This window comes from Gardnerella sp. KA00243, from assembly GCF_049244105.1.
In the GTDB taxonomy this organism is placed as follows: domain Bacteria; phylum Actinomycetota; class Actinomycetes; order Actinomycetales; family Bifidobacteriaceae; genus Bifidobacterium; species Bifidobacterium leopoldii.
The window spans coordinates 418,776-442,766 of sequence record NZ_CP058375.1 but is presented as its reverse complement, the minus strand read 5'-3'; the positions used below and the strand labels follow the sequence as shown (position 1 = coordinate 442,766).

Below are 23,991 nucleotides of genomic sequence, written 5' to 3'. Positions count from 1 at the left end.
GCTATAGGGATCACCCCCGCGTATGCGGGAAAGACCTTTAAAAATCCCAATAAAATAGCTATTTTTCCAAGATTAAACAGCAAAAATTATTTACTTTTCAAAGCTATCATTATTGCGTATCACTTTCAATTCTACTATTATGCAAGAAATTTTAACAATTCTGTCAAATTAAAAACAAGATGCGCTGTTAATCTAGCATCCAGAAGAGCTCTATGTGGAACAGATTCAGCAATGTTGTATTCGTGCAGCACTGTTTTTAATTTGTAGTTTTTTAAAAATTTCTTTTCTTTCTTTACAAAACGAGAAATATCAAAAATTTTGTTAATTGAAAGAGAATGATCAAATCTTTCATCTAATGAAGATAAAGCAGAATTTAAAAATGACATATCAAATTGTACGTTATATCCAAGTACAGGTAATTTTTCGACAAAATCAATAAATTCTTTTAATGCTAAATCTAATCTGACACCATAAGATTCAAGCATGTTGGATGTAATACCAGTTAGCTCAATAATTTCATTAGGAATAAAATTATTTTTGTTAAAATTACTAACGCTATCGCAATTAATATTTATTAATTTCTGGAATTCTTCAATTTTCCCATCAATGAACTTAACGGCTCCAATTTCGATAATTTTATCAACTTTGCTATTTAAACCTGTAGTTTCGCAATCTATTACAACAAAATTTTTATCTATTTTATCTATAAAATCCTTCCAGTAATCGGTACAAGTTATCTCTTCATCATCCGTAGTAAATTTTGCAGTTTGAGAAGCATTATCATAACTTAGATAACTAATATTTTCATTAGCAAGATTATTTTCAATTGTGCTAGAAGGAGTATTATTAATATTTTTATGCCTTATATTTGAAAATTTCTTTGCATTATGAAAATGTGCTGCATCGCTAAATCCATGTTTAATATCGTTTTCTAATGTATAAACTGTTGGAATACGTACCAGAGGTAATCCATCTGAATAAACCACTTCACGATGCGAATGGATAGTCTTAAAATCGTAGCCAATTTCATTTTGTGAAGAAAAGCTCATTGTTACAGCACCGTTGCTAACACTATCTTCTATGCGCTTCCATAATTCTTCTCGAACTCGACTATTAAAATTGCCAACGTAAACGTCTGTAGCAATTTCTTGCATCCACTTAGTTAAATCACCTCTTAAAGATAGTGGACAGTTCGTCATTGTAATCACAGTCAACGGCATCTCAATTTACCTCACTGTAATTTACGCCAGAAGCTACTAGATGTTCCTTATCGTCCCAAAGATGTATTACATCAACAGTAATTTGGTTGTCAATCGGGATTTCAAGAAGATTTTGTATATCATTAACGATACGAGACATTATGTTGCAATTTGCGAAGCAATCGCGCATCTTCAAACGTATTAACTGTTCAATGTCATCGTCGGATTCACACCGAGCAGCAATTTCAAAAGATGCAGGAATAGTTAATTCAGCTTTATATAAGTCTGCAATATCGTATACAAGAGAAAGATCATGTCCGGTATGCACGAACCCTAATCCAGGTGCTAAACCTAAAGCAGATATTATGCTATGTACTAAACCGTAAAGGCATACATTACCTACAGACAACGCTTGATTAACAACAGTGCCACTTTCAAAATCATCGACTTTATAATCGCGACCATTCCATTGGACATTGTATTTATTAGACATCTCCCTATATATGCTTCTTACGCGAGCTCCTTCTCTACCTCTTAATTGTTGCATAGTATATGACGATATATTTTCATTAGGGAAACGCATTTGATACATTTTTCTCGCAACGTTCAATCTTGATCTACTATTAGTAACAAGTTTTGCTTGTTTTTCCAATAATCTTGAGCTTCTTGACAATGCTCTACCATGAGCATAATTGCGAACCCCATGCTCTCCGACCCAAACTATGCTTGCGCCAACATCTCCAAGTAATTCCATAGCTCTGTGAGTAATCTCAGTGCCAGGACCTAAAAGTAAAACGCCAATCATTGCAGCAGGAACTCTTATAGTTCCATTTGCATCAAAGACTGTAACAGCACTATCAAGACGATTAATTTTCGCATGCTCTACATATATAAAACTCACTCTGTCGCTTATACGTGGAAGCTCTGGTATTTCAGCTTTTTTGGCACCGAATTTCTTTTTCATACTGTTACAGCCTTTAATAAAATAGCGTAATTTATTTAATTGTCTAAAGGAATTACTGTCATCATTCCAAAGCCATACGCTTTCTTTTTGCCAATTCCTTCTAACAGTGTTTTACGCATGATGTCTGCGTCACTAATTGTTAAAATACCTTGATAAACAGCTTTACTTAATCGAATAGGTTTTTCTGACTTTGTAAATAAGCTATATCCGCGTTCAACAATAGCGAATTCATTTTCGTTCAACGAAAAACCTAATTTTTGTGCGCGATTAAGCAAAAAATTCATCTGCTGATCATAAGTAACATGTGGTACTACCCTACCTCTAGTAGTGCGAGTTTCAGCAGTATCAGAAATAGAAACAACAGGGTTAAGCGTCACACGAAATTGCATTCTCATGCCATTCATCAGTGAGCCTAAAAACTTATCATAAGTTTTACTTGACGCTGTTCCGGAAACACCATACATCTCTAGACGTTGCAAATCTGGTTCAGAATCACTTACGATAAGCAAGTAATATTTTCCATGCAGAACATCAACTCTCCATAGTTTTCGGCTTCTTTCATGATTCTCCCATTCGTCGGGGAAACTTTGCTCAACCCAATTGTGGAAAGCTCCGGCAGATTTAAGATCTCTCAATGATGAGGGCTTTTTATAATCAATTTCAACTCTGCTTAAATAAGACATTTAAGACTCCAATCCAGAAAAAGCATCATGCTCAGCAATAAAATCTCTAGTAGATTTCACATGCTTACTATCCGATGAAATACCTTCCGAATCCGAATTATTGTGGAGAATTCTCTTAATAGGTATTTCCATTTTTGACTCGTAACGGAATCCGAATTTTCTTTCCTTGTTAGAGAAAGAATTAACGAAATCCTTGCGCAATCTACGAACTGATTCCTGAATTTTATAAGTGCTAGTATCGTCTTTAACTAATTCTGCTGCAGCTTTATCTACTAAATCAGAATCAGCGTATAGGGATATAAATATCTCATTGTGCGATTCATTCGAAGACTCTGATGCTCCAGATAGTCTAGAAGTATTAAATCTTTTTTTAGACCACTTGTTTGCAAGCCACTCATGCGTTAATAGAGCCTGAATTACTCCGCAATCTTCTACGCCTAGAATAAAATCAGCTGTAGGAGGCAGCGATCTTCTACCTAAACTAGATTGAAAATACGGCGAGTGCAACGCATCGTTAATACTTTGAATAAGTTGCTCATTGTCGGATCCTATTGCAACAAGAAATATAGCATCTTCTAGATAGTAACGATTTGTAACGTAATTTTTTTCAAAATCACCATTAGGCTTATATTTTGCAGCAATATGATAATCTCTAAGCAAATTACCTTGCTGATCTATTCGTACTGCAAAATCCAAATCATTAAGCTTTGCAATCTCCTCATCACAATCTGCGCTTCTTCTATATCCAAAAGCTGCAGCAATCATACCTACTACAGCACTTTTAGATGGATAGTAGTCTGTGTGACGAGTCTCAAAATGCGAATCCGTACCCCATGATTGCAACGGTCCAGAAAACTTCAGTAATAAACTTTTCATAAGCTTCCTAACTGTTAAACACTAAATATCATCCAATAAGTGTCATTTATTAAGGAATTTACTGAAGAAATTCGGAGACTTTAGAAGAAAAATCATCTAACAATTGCTGCATACTTTGCTCTTCCACTCCTAATTTAAGATTCTCATTTGAAGAATCCATTGTTACGTAGAATGATGCAAGTGGCTTATGGACGAATTTTTGAACTTTCTCGTATTCTTGAGATAGCTTATCTATAGACTTTGAGACATATCCGTCTTTAGATTTTACTGGATCTTCAAATGCACTAACCAAGTTCACTGGCCTGTCATCTCTTAAAGTTACCACAAGCATTTGCGGCAAAGTTTGGTTAGCAAAAGTATTTGCTTTGCCAGTAGGCATTGCATTAGCGAAAGCTTCAATAAAGAGTCTAAGAGCATTAATTGTAGATTCTTTGTTATCGCTCAACTGATGGCTAAATTCATGTACTGCAACATTTGCATAACGATACAGCGTTGAAGAATTATATTCTATTGTGCCTAGCATTCCAGCTCCAGCATTATCCTCAGTAGATAAGTCATCAACAGCAGTATAGTAATCGAATTCAGCACGAACAGCGTGAGTGGAAATTGCGTGAGCAACTTGCGAAGAAGCATCTTCATTAAGCGATGGATCGTCTGCAAGCATGCGACCGAATAACGCAATATCAATAGGCGGATTATCTCTCAAGATTTCTTGCAGTTGCTTCTTGTCAGTAACATTATTGATTGCTGCTTGAGCTAGAGAATTTGCTTGAGTCTCGCCTAAGAAGAATAAAGCTTTTGCTGTAGGAACTGTTTCCCCCTTATCTGTCTTAGTTTTAACTCCAGCAGTATTTAACGTTTTATCTGCTAAATCTAATGCTTCTTGTTCAGATAATTCTGGTTTTAACGTAATGATTTTATCGGCAACGTATTTAACAATATTTTTGCTTCGTATTCCAACATTAGAGTCGCCGCTGTGCTCTTTGAAGTATTCACGCATTGAGTGCTTCCAGCATTGAGAACTTATTCTGGTTCTAGTTACACCGCCATATTGAGCAGTTTTTGGACTGCCAGCATCATCGCGATTAATATTGCATGGTGGAACAGTTTGGATTGCTTGAATATCTAAGAATAAATGAGCGTTCATTGTTTTGCCTTTCTAAATTTTAGTTAATTGTTTAATAACGTTGTTTTTGAAATATGTAATTTTTAAAATATGTGATGTTGCTAAAAAGTTATTGCTACTTGCTTAAGCGATAATATTCTTGTGCCCATGAAAGTCTTACTTTTTCTGAATCTTCAAACTGAAGCAAATACAAATCGCGCGCAAGTTTAGAATAATCGATTGCTTGCTTATTTTCTTTCGTTCTGCTTTTTAGCAATCGGACTAATTGACGAAGATAGTAGTAAAAACTCTCATAATCGCTTGCGGTAATCATAACACTAAAACGTCTATCCATCGCCCCACGTACGCCTTCATCACTTCTTAGTGTTCTTAAAGCTGTTCCCATATTGTTATAAGATTTTTCTTTTTCTGAATCTTCAGATTTGTTCAAATCTTTATAACTTGATTTTTCTACATAACTTTGCTCGTACAATGCGTATATTTGCAAAGTGTTTATAACAGCTCGCAATTGGTAGCTAACTTCACCATATTTATCTATGAAGCTTTCTGGCACATTGTTTAATATCCATGGCCATATTTCTACTGATTGACTTAATGGCTTACCAATTGTGTGACGTAGTTGAGCAAGCATAGCTCGTCTTGATGCAATATCTGCGCCATTCAAACATCGATTTATGATTTTACTGACAGCGCTTGATACTTCAATAGATTTGCTTTGATTTTCAGCCATAATAGCCTCCTTTCTATGTATTTTATTTTCTTGATAATTTTTTTAATCGACTAGTAAAAATGTTGTAAGCTGTAATTATATTTTTTGTAGATTCTTTCTCGCTTTGATCAGATGGTCTACCTGTAAAATCGCGCAATGTTGCATTTTCTAGCATTCCTTTTGCCTCATCTATGAGTATGTTATGCAAAGTATTTCTCCATTGAGTACAACGTTCATTCATTGAATCTTTTGGTTTAATATTTGCTAACCATTCTCTAAACGGTTGATCAACTAAGAAATAAGCCTGACTAATGTATCTAGCAGAATATTTAGTTGCATCATCTTTATTTCTATTGCGTATTTCACATATGTCGAGAAGAAATTGCTTGTAAATGAATCCTACGGCAGATCTTGTATACTCAACTTCATTGTTAATTCTGTATACCCATCCATCGTCAGCATTATCAGTTACTACGACTTCATCAATATACAGAGTATCGCATATTTCATCTGTAGGAACCCAAGATGTAGCATTGCCGTCATCTTTCATACTTATGGCTTGCAGTGAAATAGAAGAACCAGTAATATCATGTTTAATTTTGTTAAGCCATTCCATAATTCCTGGTTTGTGATTTTTTACACTCCCATCATATAATTCTTGCGATGTAAGGAGTCCAAATGATCTCCACATAGATTCTTCTGTTCTATGCTTCCTTGGAGTGTATTTGTCCTTGTTTTCACCTTCCTTGTTATACTGCCATACTGTCATTGGTTCAATAAAAGCATTTTTATGATTAATATCAGGAAGTTTCACTATAGAAACCGATATTGGCTTGTCAATACTAGTATCAGGATTTATATATATTGCCCTACTCCAGCGAGTGTAAAGCTGGGAAATATTGTCAATAAATGTATCGTAAAACGAATTTTCAATATTTTCTGTTCCTGAATATTCCCAACATGGCTTTTGTTTTTTCTCAGGAGATTGCGCTTCGCCAACAACTACACAGTTGAGCATAAGAGTTTCAAATAAATTGGCTCCTACTATCTCAATACCGCCTAAATCAAAAAGCCAACCTTTAGAAGCCTTATATTTTTCCGTACCAAACATGGTCTTATCTGCTAATCCAGCGTATGACTGTAAGGTAATAATCCATCTTGCTAATTGTGGTTCGGTAAGTGACGATTTGTTGTTATTAACATTATCTTTTGGAGAAAATACGGCTATTTTATTGTTACTTTCAGAAATCAATCGATTTATATTTTTACCAGATATCTCACTAGGAGATTTACCACCAAGCTTTTTACTATCTATATCCTGTTTAAGTACTTGGAAAAATGGATATTTGTCATCAAAAAGGTAGAAATGATCATGCCATTGTTCTAAATATTTGAAAACTGCATCTGGAAACTTTTTTGAATTCCAAACTTCGCGCCAAATATCCATTGTTTCTTCATTGAAATCATCTTCATTATCTTCACCTGAATCAAATTCACGAGAATTTCCCTGAATGTCATATCGAGAAAAAACAGTATGAAGCGCAGCAAGTAAAACGCGAAGCGATGCAAAGTCCTGTGTTTTCATATCGCCAGCAAGAGCTTTATATTCAGATGCATGCTTAAACACATCTGTCATTGATACGAGCTTATTGTGGCCTTTTTCGTCTACAATGACGGAAATCCAAGGCTCATCTAGTAGATTAAACCTGCTCACCTTTTATTCCTTTCTGTCTTCTTCCGAACTCTTAATACATACAATACCACTTTTTTCAGAATACACAACTCTATATTTCGATATTTCGCAAATATTATTTTCATCGAATAGTAAAACCAAAGACCCTCGTAGCCAAGGCTGATTATCCCAATTTTGGAACTGTTTTTGCTTACGTATTCTTTCCAGTTCGTTAATCGTTTCTTCAATGCGATTATTATTTAATGTAAACATCCACGGCAATCCTACTGTTTCTTGAGCAAGTTTCATTGCAACTTCTGAATCATCAATATTTTGCGAAATATCTTCACAATCATGGAAAGTTCCATAGCCAGATCCAACTTTTTTCACAGCAATAACTTCTATAGATTCACCGCTATTACGAACTTGAGCACATGCAAATTCATCAGATTCATTTGTAATTGGATTCTTCAACAGGCCAACAATAGATCTTTTACCGATTTCTGATTTTGGATTTTCAATTCTATATGTTTTTGCAGCACTTTCATTACTATTTCTGACCGAATCATGTTCTCTTTTTGCAGCAGCATACACATCTTTCAAATCTTCTTGTAACTCTAAAGGATTATCTCCATAAACTATTTGCACTAATCGAGAAATATCTTTAGGCATGTTTATAGCATCTGGCAAATAGTATTGAGTTCTCATAAGTAAATATTTACTGTAAATAGATTCTGAACCTTTATCAAATTCATAACGCTCACTGGTTCCCAACACATATAAAATTGGTTTTTTAAAAGAATCTGGGCGTTCTATCGCATGTCTGTGTAATCTACCAGCACGTTGAAGTAATAAATCTATAGGAGCGAGATCAGTAAACAAAATATCAAAATCAATATCAAGCGACTGTTCTAATACTTGGGTACCGATAATTATTGCACGAGTCGGTCTATGAGCATTCTTGCCAATCATATTGCAAATCTGTTGTTCTTTTCTAACTCTATCAGTAGCAATAAATTGCGAATGAATAAGTATAACTTCGTCATCACTAAATTCATCAACGCACGCATTATAAATTTCTTGAGCTCTTTTAACTGTGTTTACTATAATCCCAGCAATACCGCCATTATTTAACAAAGATTTAAGCTCACTAACAAGTGATTCGTGTAATCTATCGTCTGTTATTTTTCTTACAGAAACAGATTTATTATCACTAGCATCATTTTTAATAAATTTTTGTTTTACACAGTTTTTATCACTGTATGTGATTAAAGGATAATTATTTGTTTCAAAATCAACATTAGATTTATCACATTCTCTCCAATTAAATCCCGATAACCCACACATATAGGCTTTTATAAGTTCTTTTCTACGATTGGCTGGTAAAGTAGCAGAAAGTAACACTACGGGAACACCGTATGCTGCCATCCAAATAAGAGATTCTTCAAGATACTTATTCATATAAGCGTCATAAGCGTGCACTTCGTCAATAATTACAACTTTTTTACTTAAGCCCAAATGACGTAGCATAAGATGTTTTTGCTTTAACGAAGCTAACAAAAATTGATCTACTGTACCAACCACAAAGTCATCCAACATTGCGGTTTTTCGTCCAGTAAACCAATCATTAAGTATTACTCCATTATTATTTACATCATTACTATTAGAAGTACTTTCGCAGCCATCATTCATATTTTGCATTCCATGCGGCAAATGCGCATAATCTGAATTCAGTTCAGCTTTACCATGAACTAAACGTAAACCAATTTCACCTTGAAAATCACGATTCACGCTTTTAAGCCAATCCTCAACTCTCCTAAACATTTCGTTAGAAGTTGCTTGAGTAGGAAGACCAAAGAATACTCCGCTTCTTCCGGTTAGATTTGCTAATTGCTCAGCAGCAATTAAAGAAGCTTCTGTTTTTCCTGAACCCATTGCAGACTCAAGAATAAAAATTCCAGGCTCTTTAGACTGAGAAATAGCATCGCGCAACGCTATCTGAATATTATTTGGCAAGAAACCAAAACGATGCTTGTATATTTGCGAAACATCGCTACAACAATTTAATGATTCCCATACGTCTTTAGAACCATGTTGCAGCCACTTTTCCCAACCTTTTCTATATCTTTCTTCCTGATTTTCAATCAAGTCTTTTTCTATTGGAATAAGCGGAAAATAGTGTTCATTACTAGCAATCCAATCAGCCATAATTACTAGTCCACACAACAAAACTTGTGCTGGCTCACTTATTTCTGGAAGATCATCTACATTAGAAAAATCATTTCTTTCTAAAGCCCAATCCAAAATATCATTCTGCAATTTTTTCCATAATTTACTATTTTCACTCTCAATTTCACTTTGATAGTAATGGTCAGCATACGCAGATTCGTTACTTTTATAAACAGAATCATTATCTAAAGGCTTACCGTGATGAGCTCCAACTATTGCACAAATCCCTTCAGGAACTCCAGCATTAGAAAGAATAGCTTGACCAGTTATAGTGTGATGACTACTCGACCAATTTTCTGCATTATCAATAAAATAATCAATATTTGTAAAACCAACAGTAGCTAACTTATTTTTTAACGCAATATCTAAATCTTCTGAATTTGAATACGATTTTCGAAACTGAAAAACGGGAGTAGCTTTGCCAATATCATGTATGCATCCTAAAAATTGAGATAATTTTCTTGCATCAACATGTTTGCTCAATGAGGCTTCAATCAATCTTTGCTGACCATTGCTAAGCCAATGATCCCATAATTGACCAATAACATTTCCAGTATCCTCAAGATGTTGAGCAAGAGGAAGCCATTGCATTACTCCATTAACTTCTCTCTTTTTACCCCATAATGCAGAATTAACAACGTGATTACAACTCATGGTCACAGTCTTTCCATTTTCCTAATCCACAATGATTATTAAATAATGGCAAATATACTCTTAATAAGAGCTTTAAGAAAGATTGTGTTGCATATTTATTACTAAACTAGTTGAGCTTCAAACGTATTGCATGCATTTGAAGCTCAAGTAATTGCCTCGCCGATGCGAGAAAGACGATAGAACACGAAACATAGAAGGATCACACCCGCGTATGCGGGAAACTCTATCAAAAGCGATTATACATCAATAGCATTGTTATTGTGATTCTTGGTTATTGTTATTCCTTAATTTAGATCTTGTGCGTATTCAGTTAATCCGTTTGTAGTATAAATTTAAAATTGTTCAAAGTGGTATAACTAATGCACAAGTAAAGCAGATGTAGATGTAGATGTTTAATGCGTAAGAAGAGTGTCATTCACAAAAATAGACATAACACAGGCGTATCAAAATTGTTGCGTTAAGGAAACAGTTTTGATATTTGCGTATAGGTGTTTTTTTTTAAATATTTCCCGGTTAGTTGATAGCGACAAAAAATATTGGGCACTAACTGCAGTGTGCTAGTGCCCAATATGATTTATTTCTTTGCTATATTGCTTTCAGAGTTCCACTTTTCTATGAGTTGCAGCGCTTCATTCTCAGATGCATGATTAAATTCGTCATTATTATTTTCATAATTTAGTACAAACGACGCTAATATTATTTGCTCTTCTTTAGTAAATTCATCTAAATGATATTTAGCGAAATTTTTAATTTCATTGTAAAGATCTTCTCTAGAAATATAAGTTGAGCAACTTTTTAAATCAATATCCCAGCCATAACCATCCAAATCACGGAATAAATATGTTTTAGTGCAGATAAATTTAAGCTTACTAACGTTATCATTAAATATTATTTTAATATAATTTTCAGCTCCCTCTTTATCAATTTTCTCCCACAAATAAAATACTTTGCTAAATAATCCCATATTTAACAAATTTTCAGATTTTGCAATGAGTTTAATTTTATCAATATAAATTTTTTCGAGATATTCTAAATGCTTTAAGCTAACGTATTGCAAATCTGTACGCTCGGTTTTATTATCAAATCTCCCAAATGCACTTTCTTCTTGATTAAGAATATATGCAAAAAGTCCAAGATTAGATTTATTAGAATTTTTAAGAATAGAATAAATTATTTCATAACGTTTACATTCAGAGTCTATTGTTTGAATAAAATAGAGTACAAATTCATATACTGAATCAGAAATATTATTTATCTCATTTTTTTCTGTTACTTTATTTACAAATTCTCCATACAAATTTACAAGCGTAAATACAACGAACTTAAAACGCTCATAATGTTCTTTGTTAAACAATGACTTCATGTTTCTTAACAAATAGTCAAGGTTGCCTTGTGAATTAATATTTTTAACAGTACTAATTAAAAGATTTTTATCATATTTATACAAACAATCATAAATTTTCTCTCTTGAAACCTTAATTCTATTTATATCGAACATAAAATATAAATCGAATTTTGCAACAGATGCGATGCGATTATCTCTTAAAAGTTGCAAATCATCTGTATGAGAATATTCGCCAATGTAATGAATCGACCTAGCAAATGGAGGAAACATCAATATAAGCATTCGCATAGATGATTCTGAATTTAATCCTAACTGTTTGAATTCATTTTCATAGTATTCATAGGTTCTTTTTTCATATTTGTTTAAATCGTTATATGATTGTGATCCACATACATAGATTAAATTATCAAAAATCCAGTCATATAACTTAGGCTCAAAAATTTCTATAGCAGTAATGGCTAATAAATCAGCAAATGATGTTTCCTTACATAAAGCGCCATATTTGAAGCGAAAAGCATTAAGTAATCTATTTACATCCCTTATATTGTTTACATATGGATTTACGCAGTTTTTGAGTACTTTTTCAAAATATTTTCTATTTTCAAATTCTTCTTCACTCTTGTTTTTATGAACAATATCATTAAGACGATCTCTTAATATTTCATGCACTGTTGTTTTATCAATTTCAGGAATTTCAAAAGAAACTTGAACAATTTTCTTTAAATACTCATCTCCATCAATATTGTGATATTCAGACAAAGCATCGCAAACAATTTCCCTATCCATCGTAAGCACATAAATGATGTTAGGAAAATCGCCTACTTGTTTAACCAATTGGAAAATATCTTTAATTTGAGGAGTAGTTAATCTATCTATATCATCAATAAAAACAATTATTTTGCGGTTAAAATCTTCTAGCGACTTACACAGTTTTTCTTTAGCCTCATCCAAACTAGGATTTTTCATCAGTTTAGTACCTGCTACTTTGGATGTAGTTTTTAATATAGGAACGATTGCAGGCCCAACTGCTGGAATTATTGATAGCACGTCAATAATATCGGAATATTGACTTATAGCCTTTCTGATTTTTCCTTTGTGCTTTTCTCCTTTAGCAGCACTTAGTTTATTCTTTAATTCATGAAAGAATAAACTAATTAAATTGTTTTTGTCAGAATAATTCCATGGCGAAAATTTTATAATTATTGGATTATGCTTTTTATTTTCTTCTTTACTTTTTGTGCGGTAAAAAGTTCTTTGATTCTTTTGTATAATTTTGAATACCTTTTTTCATTCTCTACTTTTTGGGCATCATCTTCGTATACTGAAATCTCAGATATTGCCATATTTATAATAGATGTCTTACCACTTCCCCACTTACCATACAAGCCAATTACAAGACCATCTTTGCTATCATACTCACAAATCGATTTCCCAAATTGTTTCGCAAAATCGGATCTTCCTAATAAATCATCATCAACTTTTTCAATAGGTTTATCTGCGATGTAGCTCATATATTTCCCCCTATACTTACTTAATTACAGCATTTTGCATACTAATTTATATTCTAATAATTTATGCAAAATTATCCTTTATTTAGTTTTCTTACAATATTAAATATTTCATAAATTGGGTTATAAATTTATAAACACAAAATTTTATATTATAAAAAATAAAGCTAGAATGAATGCAACGCGAGGGCCTCGCAGCTGCCGTTTACGTCAGATTGTTAGTCGAGGGGATCCCTCGCAATTTTCATTCTATAAGTATATTTTTTAGCATAGGATTTATGGGTTATAGGCCAAAATGGTATGTAAGATTAATTAGAACAAACCTTGCATTTTGGCTTGAATAAGTTCAGCCGCAACATTAGCACCTGCATTAATCAAAAAATCTTTCAATCCGACTAATGCAGATTTTAGAATATGCGGCTTCTTTTCTTCTTCGATTTTTGACTTAATATCATTTAATAATTCAACTGCCGTTTCCATGTCATCTTTTGATAAATCTGATCCACTAATACTTTTTTCAACTTCAGTGATTATATCTTTAACTTTACTATATGAAAATGAAACTGTGTTTTCGCTACCAGATACGATTTGAACATTGTCAGATGGTGAATTAATAACACTTGTATTTCCGTAATAGTTATTAACCGTTTGAGGAATATTGATTGCACGATCTTTTTCTTTCTTAGAGAATGTCATATTTTCTCCGACAATTTCTTCTGCTTCTAGCTTTAGTGTCCATTCCAAGATAGTATTTTTAACTTTTTCTTCAATATCTTTTACAGCAGTTGTTGTGACGTGAAGTGCATATCTCATTGGCAGTGGAGAATCAAACATTTTATCAAGCAATGCAAGTTGTTCTCCAGAAAATTCTAATGTCAAAACATTTTTCGACGATTCACACAAGGATATGATTTCAGAAATAGAGTTTACCAATTTCCTTTCGCAAATCATTTTTTCGACTTTGTTATCTTGTATTAAAGTGGGTATCCATCCACGATATGGATTGAATGCCTTTAAAATACCTCGAACTTTTCTATACTCTGGACACGATTCTGAGTCAGGATAACCGTTTAATTCATATTGAATCCACTTATCGAAATCAGTAAGTTTTAGTTTTGATGCTATTAGATGTGCTCTGCGTAACACATTAACAACATCACAATTCGATGAAACGATTTCATTTTGCAATTCTAAAACAATACTTCCCATATTATTCACCATCCTTCTTCGTTCCATAAGTTGCAGTATCTTCAGCTACCATCAGCGATGACTTATTTGAAACAACATCAGCTTAATTCACAGTATTCGGTTCATTAGTAGTAAATGAGCCACCAACACCAAAGAACTTCTCAAAGAATGATTTCAGCTTATCAATGACACCTTGCTTCTTAGTAGTTCTGTCGCCACCGCCGAAACGAGATATAGGAGGCATAAGTCTATCTATATCCGTACCTGTTGTTTTAATTTCACCATCACGGAATGCGTTCTCGATGAATTTTCTTGTTTCAGGTTCCTTTAGCTTTTCATCTTTAATAATCTGAACAAGTTCTTCTTCACGCTTTTCGGCTACATAGTCATGCCATTCTGTCATAACGTCTTCAACATCATTAATTCCTGCAATAAAGGTTTCAATAAGAGCCTTCTTGCTACGAAGTTCAGGGCTGGCATCAATAGCTTTCCTGATTGTTGCAAGGGCTTCCTTATCTTCACAGTGACTATCGTGATATTTCTTAACAAGCATAAGGATATAATCGATATTGATTTCAATCTGCTTAATAAGTTCAACTTCAAAGACAATATCATCAATAATATCGGTGCTTTCACCTTTCTTGCGTTTTTCATTCCATTCATCACGCAAGTCCTGATACCTGCCAAGATAATCCTGCAAATCACGCTCAGAAATCATCTCTTTGCCAGCGAATTCATCAAATGCAGACAATAGATTTCTCATGCGTAGAATTGCACCAAATAGGGAGATAAAGCCCTTCTGATTCTGCTCGCCTATAATCTGTGGCTCTGAAAGTGGGAATTTTGATGTTAAATCATCCATCATATCCATATATCCTGGATACTGCTTTCCATCAATGCCTTCATAACCATAGTAGTAATCTTTGAAACCTTTCATCAGAACGATACCACCTGCATTCTTATCACCGAAAAGTGAAATAGCAGCGTCTACTCGTTTCTGAAGGTTTCTAAAGCATACAATATTACCGAAAGTCTTAATTGAGTTAAGAATTCGGTTCGTTCTTGAAAATGCCTGAATGAGTCCGTGCATCTTCAAATTCTTATCAACCCATAATGTATTCAAGGTTGTGGCATCAAAACCTGTTAAGAACATATTTACAACGATGAGCAAATCAAGTTCCTTGTTCTTCATGCGAAGAGAAACGTCTTTATAATAGTTCTGGAATTTGTCGCTGTCTGTAGAGTAGTTCGTATGGAACATCTCGTTATAATCTTTGATTGCCATTTCAAGAAAATCTCTTGATGACTGGTCAAGTGCTGATGTATCTTCTGAATTTTCTTCATCAAGAATACCGCTTGAGCCTTCGTCATATTCAGCTTCATTTGCACCATAGCTAAAAATTGTAGCGATACGAAGTTTCTTTGTAGGGTCAGCCTCCATCTGTTTTTTGAATTCCTGATAATATAATTTTGCCATTGGAACAGAGGCAACAGCAAAGATTGAGTTAAATCCACTTACTCGTTGTTTCTGCTTGATTTCTTCTACAGCACTATTCTTGCCGGATGCAACTTCTGAAATATTGGTAAGGGTGTTGTAAATATATGTTTTATCACCACGATATGTTTTCCTATCAAAGTTGTTAAGAATATATTCCGTCACAAGCTTGATACGCTCAGGAGCCATCATTGCCTTTTCGCGAGCAATATCCCATACCTGTTCGTCATCGATATCTTCATCCATATCCATTGTCTTAACATAGTCGACTCTGAACGGGAGAACATTCTTATCGTTAATAGCGTCAACAATAGTATATGTATGCAACTGGTCGCCAAAAGTCTGCTCTGTAGTAAAGAACTGCGTATTACGGGAGCTTGCTGTATTTGCAGGAAAGATTGGTGTTCCTGTGAAACCGAATAAGTGATATTTCTTAAAGCTTTTTACAATAGCTGCGTGCATATCACCGAACTGACTTCTATGGCATTCGTCAAAAATGATTACAACGTGCTTGTTGTATACTTCATGGTCTTTATTTTTCTTAATAAATGTTGCAAGTTTCTGAATAGTCGTAATGATGATGTGAGCATCGCTGTCTTCCAACTGCTTTTTAAGAATGGCAGTAGAAGTATTACTGTTAGCTGCACCCTTTTCAAAACGATCATATTCTTTCATAGTCTGGTAGTCCAAGTCCTTACGGTCAACTACGAAGAGAACCTTATCTATGTAAGGAAGAAGTGACGCCTGTCTTGCAGTTTTGAATGACGTAAGTGTTTTGCCAGAACCTGTTGTATGCCAGATATAACCGCCACCTGCAACATCACCATATTTTTTATAGTTATTAGCAATTTCAATACGATTAAGAATACGCTCCGTTGCCGTAATCTGATATGGTCGCATTACCATAAGCATATCTTCAGAAGTGAAAATACAATACTTGGTGATTATATTAAGAATCGTATGCTTTGCAAAAAATGTTCTTGTGAAGTCAATCAAATCAGGAATAACGCGATTGTTTGCATCCGCCCAGAAGGATGTAAATTCAAAGCTGTTGCTTGTTTTGCCTTTCCTGGCAGTAGCTGCAGCATTAAAATCCTTTATAGCATTGAAACGTGTGCTGTTGGAATAGTACTTTGTATTTGTTCCATTAGAGATAACAAAAATTTGTATGTATTCAAACAAACCACTTCCTGCCCAAAAAGAATCACGCTGGTATCTATTTATTTGGTTGAAGGCTTCACGAATAGCCACTCCTCTGCGTTTAAGTTCTATATGAACAAGTGGCAAACCATTCACAAGGATCGTAACATCATAGCGGTTATCGTGCTTTGCACCGTCAGACTCTCCAATAACGTACTGATTGATGACCTGTAAAAAGTTGTTGTGGATATTCTTCTTATCAATAAGAGTAATATTTTTTGTGCTGCCATCATCACGCTTTAATGCCTGAACATTATCTTCCTGAATCTTACGAGTCTTTTCTACAATTCCTTCATTCTGGTTGGCAATGGAATCTTTGAAAAATCTATCCCATTCCGTCTCAGAGAAATGGTAACTATTCAGTTTCTCAAGCTGAGTACGAAGATTGGCAAGGAAATCTTTTTCTGTGTGTATCTGAAGATATTCGTATCCCTGTTCCGTGAGCATACGAATAAACTCTTTTTCCAGTTCAGATTCTGACTGATAGCTGTTAGAACGTGCCTTTACAGGCTCATATTCGGTAACAACTGTATTTTCACTTGTAGCTGCCACTATATTGAAATATGGCATACAGGCACCTCCTCTTGAGATTATAATTGTTTGAAAGAAAGCAGCTTATCTCTATAAAATTCGTATTGCTTTTTACGTGCTTCTATTTCAGCAGGAAGACCGATGTTAAGGTCAGAGCAGATTGCGTCAAAGTTATCTAAAACATTGACAAGGCGTTTCTGGACATCCAAAGAAGGCAAAGCTATTTTATAGTCCCTTAAAGTTTTAAGTCCCAAGTTTTTTATAGTAGAACCGGTTAGATTCTTTTCAAAATATGACATTGTTTGTTTTGACTGGAGAATATAAAATAAGTATTTCAGAAGCAACTTGTCAGAAGTAATCGTAAAGTATGCTGCGGATTTTCCCAGTACAATATTTTCATTATTGTACAATGCAATGTTACCAATCGTTCCATTAATGGAATACAACAATGTTTCTCCGAATGGAATTTTGATTCTTTCATACTCATCGTTGCTTATTCTTTTTGTTTTAGAATCGAATACAATTCTTCCATTTGAAAGATTGTTTCCATTTATAAAATAGTATTCACCGTCATCGTTGTACTTAGGAGTGCCGTGGAGTCCATCACCAATATCGCACAATTCAGAAAGCTGAACAAACGGAATAGAAATATCAAAGGTCAATAATTCATTTCTATAATATTCATACTGTTTCTTACGAGCTGTAAGCTCCGCTGTAAGCTCCGCTGTAAGCCCCGTGAAATTGTCCAAAATGCGGACAATTTCACGTTGTACCTCCAACGGAGGTACAGCAAGCTTAATCCTTGCCATTACATTGCTCATCAGTTTAGGGTTTCCCATTCCTTTATTTACATATTTAGGAGCCTCAACTTGTAATGTGTGAAAAATGAATCTTGTTATCACATCATCTGTATTAACTTTTAAAAGACCACAAACATTGGTTATGCTAAATTTTCCTTTTCGATAAAATATCGATCCGGCATTCGCACCATCAGTAGTCCAAGTAAGATATTCTCCATTATATGCATAAGAAGAAATACGCCCCAATTCTCCGTCATTTTCTGTTTGCGAAGAATAAACAGGGTATTCACCTTCGTTCGCTTGTATAAAATCTTTGGACATTACTTTTCCCCTAGAAATGTCGCAGATTTCATCAACTCTTCTAAACTCCACCCCATTCGGGCATAATTCCGCAAGCAGCTCATCTAATTTACTCATTTTGCTCACCTGCTTTCAACATTCGATTGACCGCCTTATCAAAATCAGAGGTGATTTTCTGTGCTTTGTTAAATTCTTCATATTCAGCCGACGCTTTATCTTTTGCCAATCTACCGGATATTTTCCCCTTATCCCGCAGAATATCATATCGGCGAAACGCCAGAAATTCGTTCACGCTAGCGGCAAACTCCTCCATAGTAAAGGTATTTTCTCGCTCAATCAAATCTTCAATATAGTCGAAATAGCCTGTTACGGCACGCTCCAGTTGACGAATTTGTTTTTCTTTCAGATAGTTTTTTGCAACGACCACATCTGATTTTAAAATGCGTCCGTCCGGAGCATTTTTCCAAGTAGTAAGCCCCATATTTTCTTTGGTTCTGTCAGCAGAAGTATAGACAATTTCTGCCGCAGTCTGCCCGGTAATTGCAAAATGGAACTTGTTTTGTACCATAGCATAAAAATCATGGGTAATCTGTGCATTTTTATCATAGTCAATGCTACATTCCGCAAAGATGTCTGTGATTTGCTGCCAGATTCGTCTTTCGCTCGCACGGATTGAACGAACTCTTTCCAAAAGTTCACGGAAGTAGTCTTTCCCAAAGGCTGTTTTGCCCTGCTTCAAGCGTTCATCATCCATAGCAAAGCCTTTTATCATATATTCTTTCAAAACGCCGGTAGCCCAGATTCTGAACCTTGTTGCCCGTTTGGAATTTACTCTGTAACCAACAGATATGATTGCATCAAGGTTATAAAATTGCGTTTCTTTGCTTTGCGTTTTTCCCTCGATTGCTCCGTGTTGAGTGGTTGTTGCAATTTTTGCAACAACCACTTTTTCGTCAAGCTCACCCTCATTGAAAATATTTTTCAAGTGCCTGCTTATGGAAGATTTATCGACATCAAACAATTCAGCCATTGCTTTTTGTGTAAGCCAAATTGTTTCATCTTTCACAAGTGCATTGACTGAAACATTTTCTTCAGCGGTTTGATACACTAAAAAATTAAAATCATTTTCCATCACTGCACCTCGATTTCAGCGATGATTTTATCAATCTCATCACGAAGTACCTGCTCGCGAGCACAAATCGATGCAATTTGCGCGTTAAGCTCCGTAATATCAATTTTTTCTCTTGTATCCTCTGCTTCAACATAAGTTGATACAGAAAGGTTGTAGTCATTTTCAGAAATCTCATCATATGTTGCAAGATGTGAGAAATGCTCAATTTCACTGAGATTTGCAAAGCAGTTCACAATCTTATCCATATTGTCTTGAGTAAGTTTATTATTGTTCGTAACCTTGATACATTCGTTTGTTGCATCGATAAACAGCGTTTTATTATCTGCCTTGTTCTTTTTCATCACCATAATGCAGGTGGCGATTGACGTACCAAAGAAAAGGTTAGAAGGTAACTGAATAACGCAGTCTACAAAGTTGTTATCAATAAGATATTTTCGTATTTTCTTTTCAGCGCCACCACGGTACATAATGCCTGGGAAACATACAATCGCAGCTGTTCCATTTGATGCAAGCCATGAAAGTGAATGCATAATAAATGCAAGGTCAGCCTTGCTCTTTGGTGCAAGAACTCCTGCAGGTGCAAAACGAGGATCGTTTATGAGTAATGGATTATCATCACCATCCCATTTAATAGAATATGGAGGATTTGAAACGATAAGTTCAAAAGGTTCATCATCCCAATGCGCCGGAGCTATAAGGGTATCTTCGCAAGCAATATTAAATTTATCAAAATCGATATCGTGTAAGAACATATTTATACGACAAAGATTATAGGTTGTAATATTGATTTCCTGCCCATAAAAACCATTACGAACCTTATCTCTACCAAGTACCTTTTCAGCTTTTAAAAGTAGCGAACCACTTCCACAGGCTGGGTCATACACCTTATTGATTTCTGTTTTTCCAACTGTACCAAGTCTTGTAAGAAGTTCTGATACATCAGCAGGAGTAAAGAATTCACCACCAGATTTGCCTGCATTACTTGCATACATTGTCATAAGGTATTCATAAGCATCACCGAATGCATCAATATCGTGATCCTTAACATCACCAAGATTCATATCAGCAACACCATCAAGAAGTTTACAAAGCTTTTCGTTTCTCTTTGCAACTGTTGAACCAAGTTTGTTACTGTTGACATCGAAGTCATCAAATAGACCCGCAAAGTCGGATTCTGATTCGCTGCCTTTTGCAGATTCCTCTATGTGACGGAATACCTTCTCAAGTGTTTCATTAAGGTTTTCATCATCTTTAGCTTTTGCCCTTACATTGCAGAAAAGCTCAGAAGGAAGGATAAAGAAACCTTTTTCCTGAACAAGTCCTTCTCTTGCTTCCTCTGCATCGTCATCAGACATCTGTGCGTAATCAAATTCAGCATTGCCGGCTTCAATTTCACCTGCGTTAATATAGTTAGTAATGTTTTCGGAAATATATCTATAGAACATAGTGCCAAGCACATAGTTCTTAAAGTCCCAACCATCTACAGCACCACGAAGTTCATCTGCAATTGCCCATATAGCACGGTGAAGTTCGTCACGTTCCTGTTCTTTTTTATTATCTAAGGCCATTATATTATTCATCCTTCCAGCTATTTAGTCCATTCTGCTTCCAACGCACTGAAATCAATACCCTGCGTCTCACAAAAAGCCCGACGAGATTTACGCGCCGGGCTTTTAGTGTATTCATGTTTAGTTATTGCGCAGATTTACTTACTCTTTGCTGCTAGCTTCTTTATCTGCACTATCTTCAGATTTATTTTCTTCAGATTTATTTTCTTCAGATTTATTTTCTTCAGATTTATTTTCTTCAGATTTATTTTCTTCAGATTTGTTCTCTTCAGTAGCAACAGCAGCAGTTGTGTCTATTGTCTCAAACTTTTCGCCTTTAATTGTGAACTCCCCCAGCAATCCTTCGCCTTCAGCATCCACCTTAATGTGTTCGCCGTCAGAAAGTTCACCAAGCAAAATCTTTTCAGAAATAGTATCCTCAATATCTCTCTGAATTACGCGACGCAACGGGCGCGCACCGAGCAAAGGATCGAAGCCTTTCTGTGCAAGCAAATTCTTAGCGGCATCCGTAATTTCTAGAGACATGTGACGGTCAAACAGCCTGTCGTTAAGCAACTTCACGTCCATGTCAACAATTTTACGAACTTCTGGCTCTGTAAGCTGACGGAACACAATAGTGTCGTCCAAACGGTTTAAGAACTCTGGACGGAAATGACGCTTAAGCTCAGAATTAACCTGATCTTTCATGCGCTGATACGTGGAATCAGCATTATTTCCAAGTGTAAAGCCAGTGTTTGCAGCCTTCGCAATATCGCGAGTACCAAGATTTGTGGTAAGAATAATGATCGTATTCTTAAAGTCCACTTTTCTACCCTGACCGTCTGTTAAGTGACCGTCATCGAGTACTTGCAAAAGCGTGTTGAAAATATCTGGATGAGCTTTTTCAATCTCGTCGAAAAGCACCACGGAGAATGGCTTTCTGCGAACTTTTTCAGTAAGCTCGCCACCTTCTTCATATCCAACATATCCAGGAGGAGCACCGAAAAGCCTAGACGCGGCGTACTTTTCTGCAAACTCTGACATGTCAACTCTAATTAAGGCATTATCGTCATCAAACAAGAAGTTTGCGAGTGCCTTGGCAAGCTCAGTTTTACCAACTCCAGTAGGACCAGCAAAAATAAACGAGCCAGAAGGACGTTTAGGATCCTTCAAACCAACTCGAGCACGACGAATCGATCGAGCTAAAGCAGACACAGCTTCATCTTGACCAACAATACGCTTGTGAAGTTCAGATTCCATTTGAAGAAGCTTCTGCGATTCCGCTTGAGTAAGCTTTACTACAGGAATGCCTGTAGTGCTTGAAACAACGGAAGCGATCATGTCTTCGTCAACAACCATCTTGACGTTAGACTCGCCTTCGCGCCAAGCCTTTTCCTTCTCTGCAGCTTCATTCTCAAGCTTTTCTTGATCGTCGCGAAGATTTGCAGCTTCTTCAAAATCTTGCTGCTTGATTGCTTCATCTTTCTTTTCGGAAATCTTAGCAATCTTATGGTTTAATTCTTTGAGCTCAGGTGGCTGAGTCAAGCGCTTAATACGCAAGCGCGCACCAGCTTCATCAATAAGATCAATAGCCTTATCTGGAAGGTGACGATCTTGAATGTAACGATCAGAAAGCTCAGCAGAAGACTGTAAAGCTCCATCGGTAATAGTTACATGATGGTGATTTTCGTAGCGAGAACGCAATCCCTTAAGAATCTCAATAGTTTCAGCAATTGTAGGTTCTGGAACTTGAATCGGCTGGAAACGACGCTCCAAAGCAGCATCTTTTTCAATATACTTGCGATACTCGTCAGTAGTAGTAGCACCAATTGTTTGTAGCTCTCCACGCGCAAGCATTGGTTTAAGCATATCGGATGCACCAAGAGCTCCATCAGCAGAACCTGCTCCAACAATAGTGTGAATTTCATCAATAAAAAGCACAATATCGCCGCGTGTTTTAATTTCTTTAAGCACTTTCTTCAAGCGCTCTTCGAAATCGCCACGATAGCGAGATCCTGCAATCATTGAACCTAAGTCTAGTGAATAAACTTGCTTATTTTTTAACGTTTCAGGTACATCGCCTTCAACGATTTTCTGTGCGAGACCTTCTACAACTGCAGTCTTGCCAACTCCAGGCTCGCCAATAAGCACAGGATTATTTTTCGTGCGTCGGCTAAGTACAACCATAACGCGTTCAATTTCTTCAGAACGACCTATAACAGGATCAAGCTTTCCTTCTTGAGCTTCAAATGTTAAATTGCGTCCAAATTGATCAAGAAGAGCAGAGCCGGATTGATTCCGCTTATCTTGTACACTTCCAGCATTAGCTAACTCGCCCTTCTCGCTACCGTTAGGAGCATTATCTCCACGAATTAAATCAACAGTAGTGCTTCGCAAGTCTCCAAGATCAACTTCCATCTTTATAAGTACTTGCGTGCCAACTCCTTCGCCTTCGCGTATAAGCCCTAGCAAAATATGCTCAGTACCAATATAACTGTGACCAAGCTGAAGAGCTTCACGCAAACTCAGTTCAAGCACTTGCTTAGCGTGAGGCGTAAAAGGAATATGACCAGCAGGCGAAACAGTGCCTTTGCCGATCATCTCTTCAACCTGTTTGCGAGTGCCTTCTAGGTCTACGCCTTTTGAGCTTAACGCTTTCGCGGCAATGCCCTCACCTTCGCGAATAAGCCCTAGCAAAATATGCTCAGTACCAATATAATTGTGCTGAAGTGAGCGAGCCTCTTCCTGAGCTAGCACAATCACGCGTCGTGCGCGATCAGTGAACCGTTCAAACATAACTGCCTTCCGTTCTTTTCTTTCATTCCATGGTAAC

At 35.8% G+C, this 23,991-nt stretch carries 16 protein-coding genes and 1 CRISPR repeat array (1 of these 17 cut by a window edge); all 16 genes read right to left on the bottom strand.

The features are described 5' to 3' along the window. A CRISPR array of direct repeats spans positions 1 to 35; the repeat unit is 28 nt; unit sequence GGATCACCCCCGCGTATGCGGGAAAGAC (it extends 360 nt beyond the left edge of the window). A gap of 102 nt (positions 36 to 137) precedes the next feature. The 16 genes from cas2e to HXT50_RS01645 all read right to left on the bottom strand — a co-directional run bounded on the left by cas2e (position 138) and on the right by HXT50_RS01645 (position 23,954). Further along, entirely contained in the window at positions 138 to 1,220 is a 1,083-nt protein-coding gene (gene cas2e / locus HXT50_RS01720; RefSeq protein WP_421776955.1) for a type I-E CRISPR-associated endoribonuclease Cas2e, read from the bottom strand. 1 nt (position 1,221) lies between these two features. Then, entirely contained in the window at positions 1,222 to 2,163 is a 942-nt protein-coding gene (cas1e, locus tag HXT50_RS01715) for a type I-E CRISPR-associated endonuclease Cas1e (RefSeq protein WP_421776954.1), read from the bottom strand. A gap of 35 nt (positions 2,164 to 2,198) precedes the next feature. Further along, positions 2,199 to 2,846, bottom strand: coding sequence for a type I-E CRISPR-associated protein Cas6/Cse3/CasE (gene cas6e / locus HXT50_RS01710; RefSeq protein WP_004106694.1), 648 nt, complete (start codon positions 2,844 to 2,846; stop codon positions 2,199 to 2,201). After that, positions 2,847 to 3,722 (bottom strand): type I-E CRISPR-associated protein Cas5/CasD, encoded by an 876-nt coding sequence (gene cas5e, locus HXT50_RS01705; protein ID WP_421776953.1) that lies wholly within the window; start codon positions 3,720 to 3,722, stop codon positions 2,847 to 2,849. Positions 3,723 to 3,780: 58 nt separating this feature from the next. After that, the gene (cas7e, locus tag HXT50_RS01700) at positions 3,781 to 4,869 is read right to left on the bottom strand and encodes a type I-E CRISPR-associated protein Cas7/Cse4/CasC (protein ID WP_004106698.1); all 1,089 of its coding nucleotides are present in this window, start codon (positions 4,867 to 4,869) and stop codon (positions 3,781 to 3,783) included. 94 nt (positions 4,870 to 4,963) lie between these two features. Next, positions 4,964 to 5,578, bottom strand: coding sequence for a type I-E CRISPR-associated protein Cse2/CasB (gene casB / locus HXT50_RS01695; protein WP_421776952.1), 615 nt, complete (start codon positions 5,576 to 5,578; stop codon positions 4,964 to 4,966). A 22-nt stretch (positions 5,579 to 5,600) separates the two neighbouring features. Continuing rightward, positions 5,601 to 7,271, bottom strand: coding sequence for a type I-E CRISPR-associated protein Cse1/CasA (locus tag HXT50_RS01690; RefSeq protein ID WP_421776951.1), 1,671 nt, complete (start codon positions 7,269 to 7,271; stop codon positions 5,601 to 5,603). Between the two features lie 3 nt (positions 7,272 to 7,274). After that, entirely contained in the window at positions 7,275 to 10,112 is a 2,838-nt protein-coding gene (cas3, locus tag HXT50_RS01685) for a CRISPR-associated helicase Cas3' (RefSeq protein WP_421776950.1), read from the bottom strand. A 574-nt stretch (positions 10,113 to 10,686) separates the two neighbouring features. Beyond that, positions 10,687 to 12,654, bottom strand: coding sequence for a KAP family P-loop NTPase fold protein (locus HXT50_RS01680; RefSeq protein ID WP_421777139.1), 1,968 nt, complete (start codon positions 12,652 to 12,654; stop codon positions 10,687 to 10,689). A gap of 2 nt (positions 12,655 to 12,656) precedes the next feature. After that, positions 12,657 to 12,968: a P-loop NTPase fold protein gene (locus HXT50_RS01675; protein ID WP_421776949.1), complete on the bottom strand. Its 312-nt coding sequence runs from the start codon at positions 12,966 to 12,968 to the stop codon at positions 12,657 to 12,659. Between the two features lie 309 nt (positions 12,969 to 13,277). Continuing rightward, positions 13,278 to 14,186, bottom strand: a complete 909-nt coding sequence (locus HXT50_RS01670) for an ABC transporter substrate-binding protein (RefSeq protein WP_421776948.1) — start codon at positions 14,184 to 14,186, stop codon at positions 13,278 to 13,280. A 70-nt stretch (positions 14,187 to 14,256) separates the two neighbouring features. Next, positions 14,257 to 17,418, bottom strand: a complete 3,162-nt coding sequence (locus HXT50_RS01665; RefSeq protein WP_421776947.1) for a type I restriction endonuclease subunit R — start codon at positions 17,416 to 17,418, stop codon at positions 14,257 to 14,259. Positions 17,419 to 17,438: 20 nt separating this feature from the next. Continuing rightward, positions 17,439 to 18,596: a restriction endonuclease subunit S gene (locus HXT50_RS01660; RefSeq protein ID WP_421776946.1), complete on the bottom strand. Its 1,158-nt coding sequence runs from the start codon at positions 18,594 to 18,596 to the stop codon at positions 17,439 to 17,441. Then, complete coding sequence (locus HXT50_RS01655) at positions 18,589 to 19,611, bottom strand: virulence RhuM family protein (RefSeq protein WP_421776945.1); 1,023 nt, start codon at positions 19,609 to 19,611, stop codon at positions 18,589 to 18,591. Before HXT50_RS01655 ends, HXT50_RS01660 begins: the two co-directional genes overlap by 8 nt. After that, positions 19,611 to 21,179 carry a type I restriction-modification system subunit M gene (locus HXT50_RS01650; protein WP_421776944.1) on the bottom strand — a complete coding sequence of 523 codons (1,569 nt, stop codon included), beginning with the start codon at positions 21,177 to 21,179 and terminating at the stop codon, positions 19,611 to 19,613. The genes HXT50_RS01655 and HXT50_RS01650 overlap by 1 nt, the downstream gene beginning before the upstream one ends. A gap of 141 nt (positions 21,180 to 21,320) precedes the next feature. Beyond that, positions 21,321 to 23,954, bottom strand: a complete 2,634-nt coding sequence (locus HXT50_RS01645; RefSeq protein ID WP_421776943.1) for an ATP-dependent Clp protease ATP-binding subunit — start codon at positions 23,952 to 23,954, stop codon at positions 21,321 to 21,323. Positions 23,955 to 23,991: the final 37 nt, after the last annotated feature.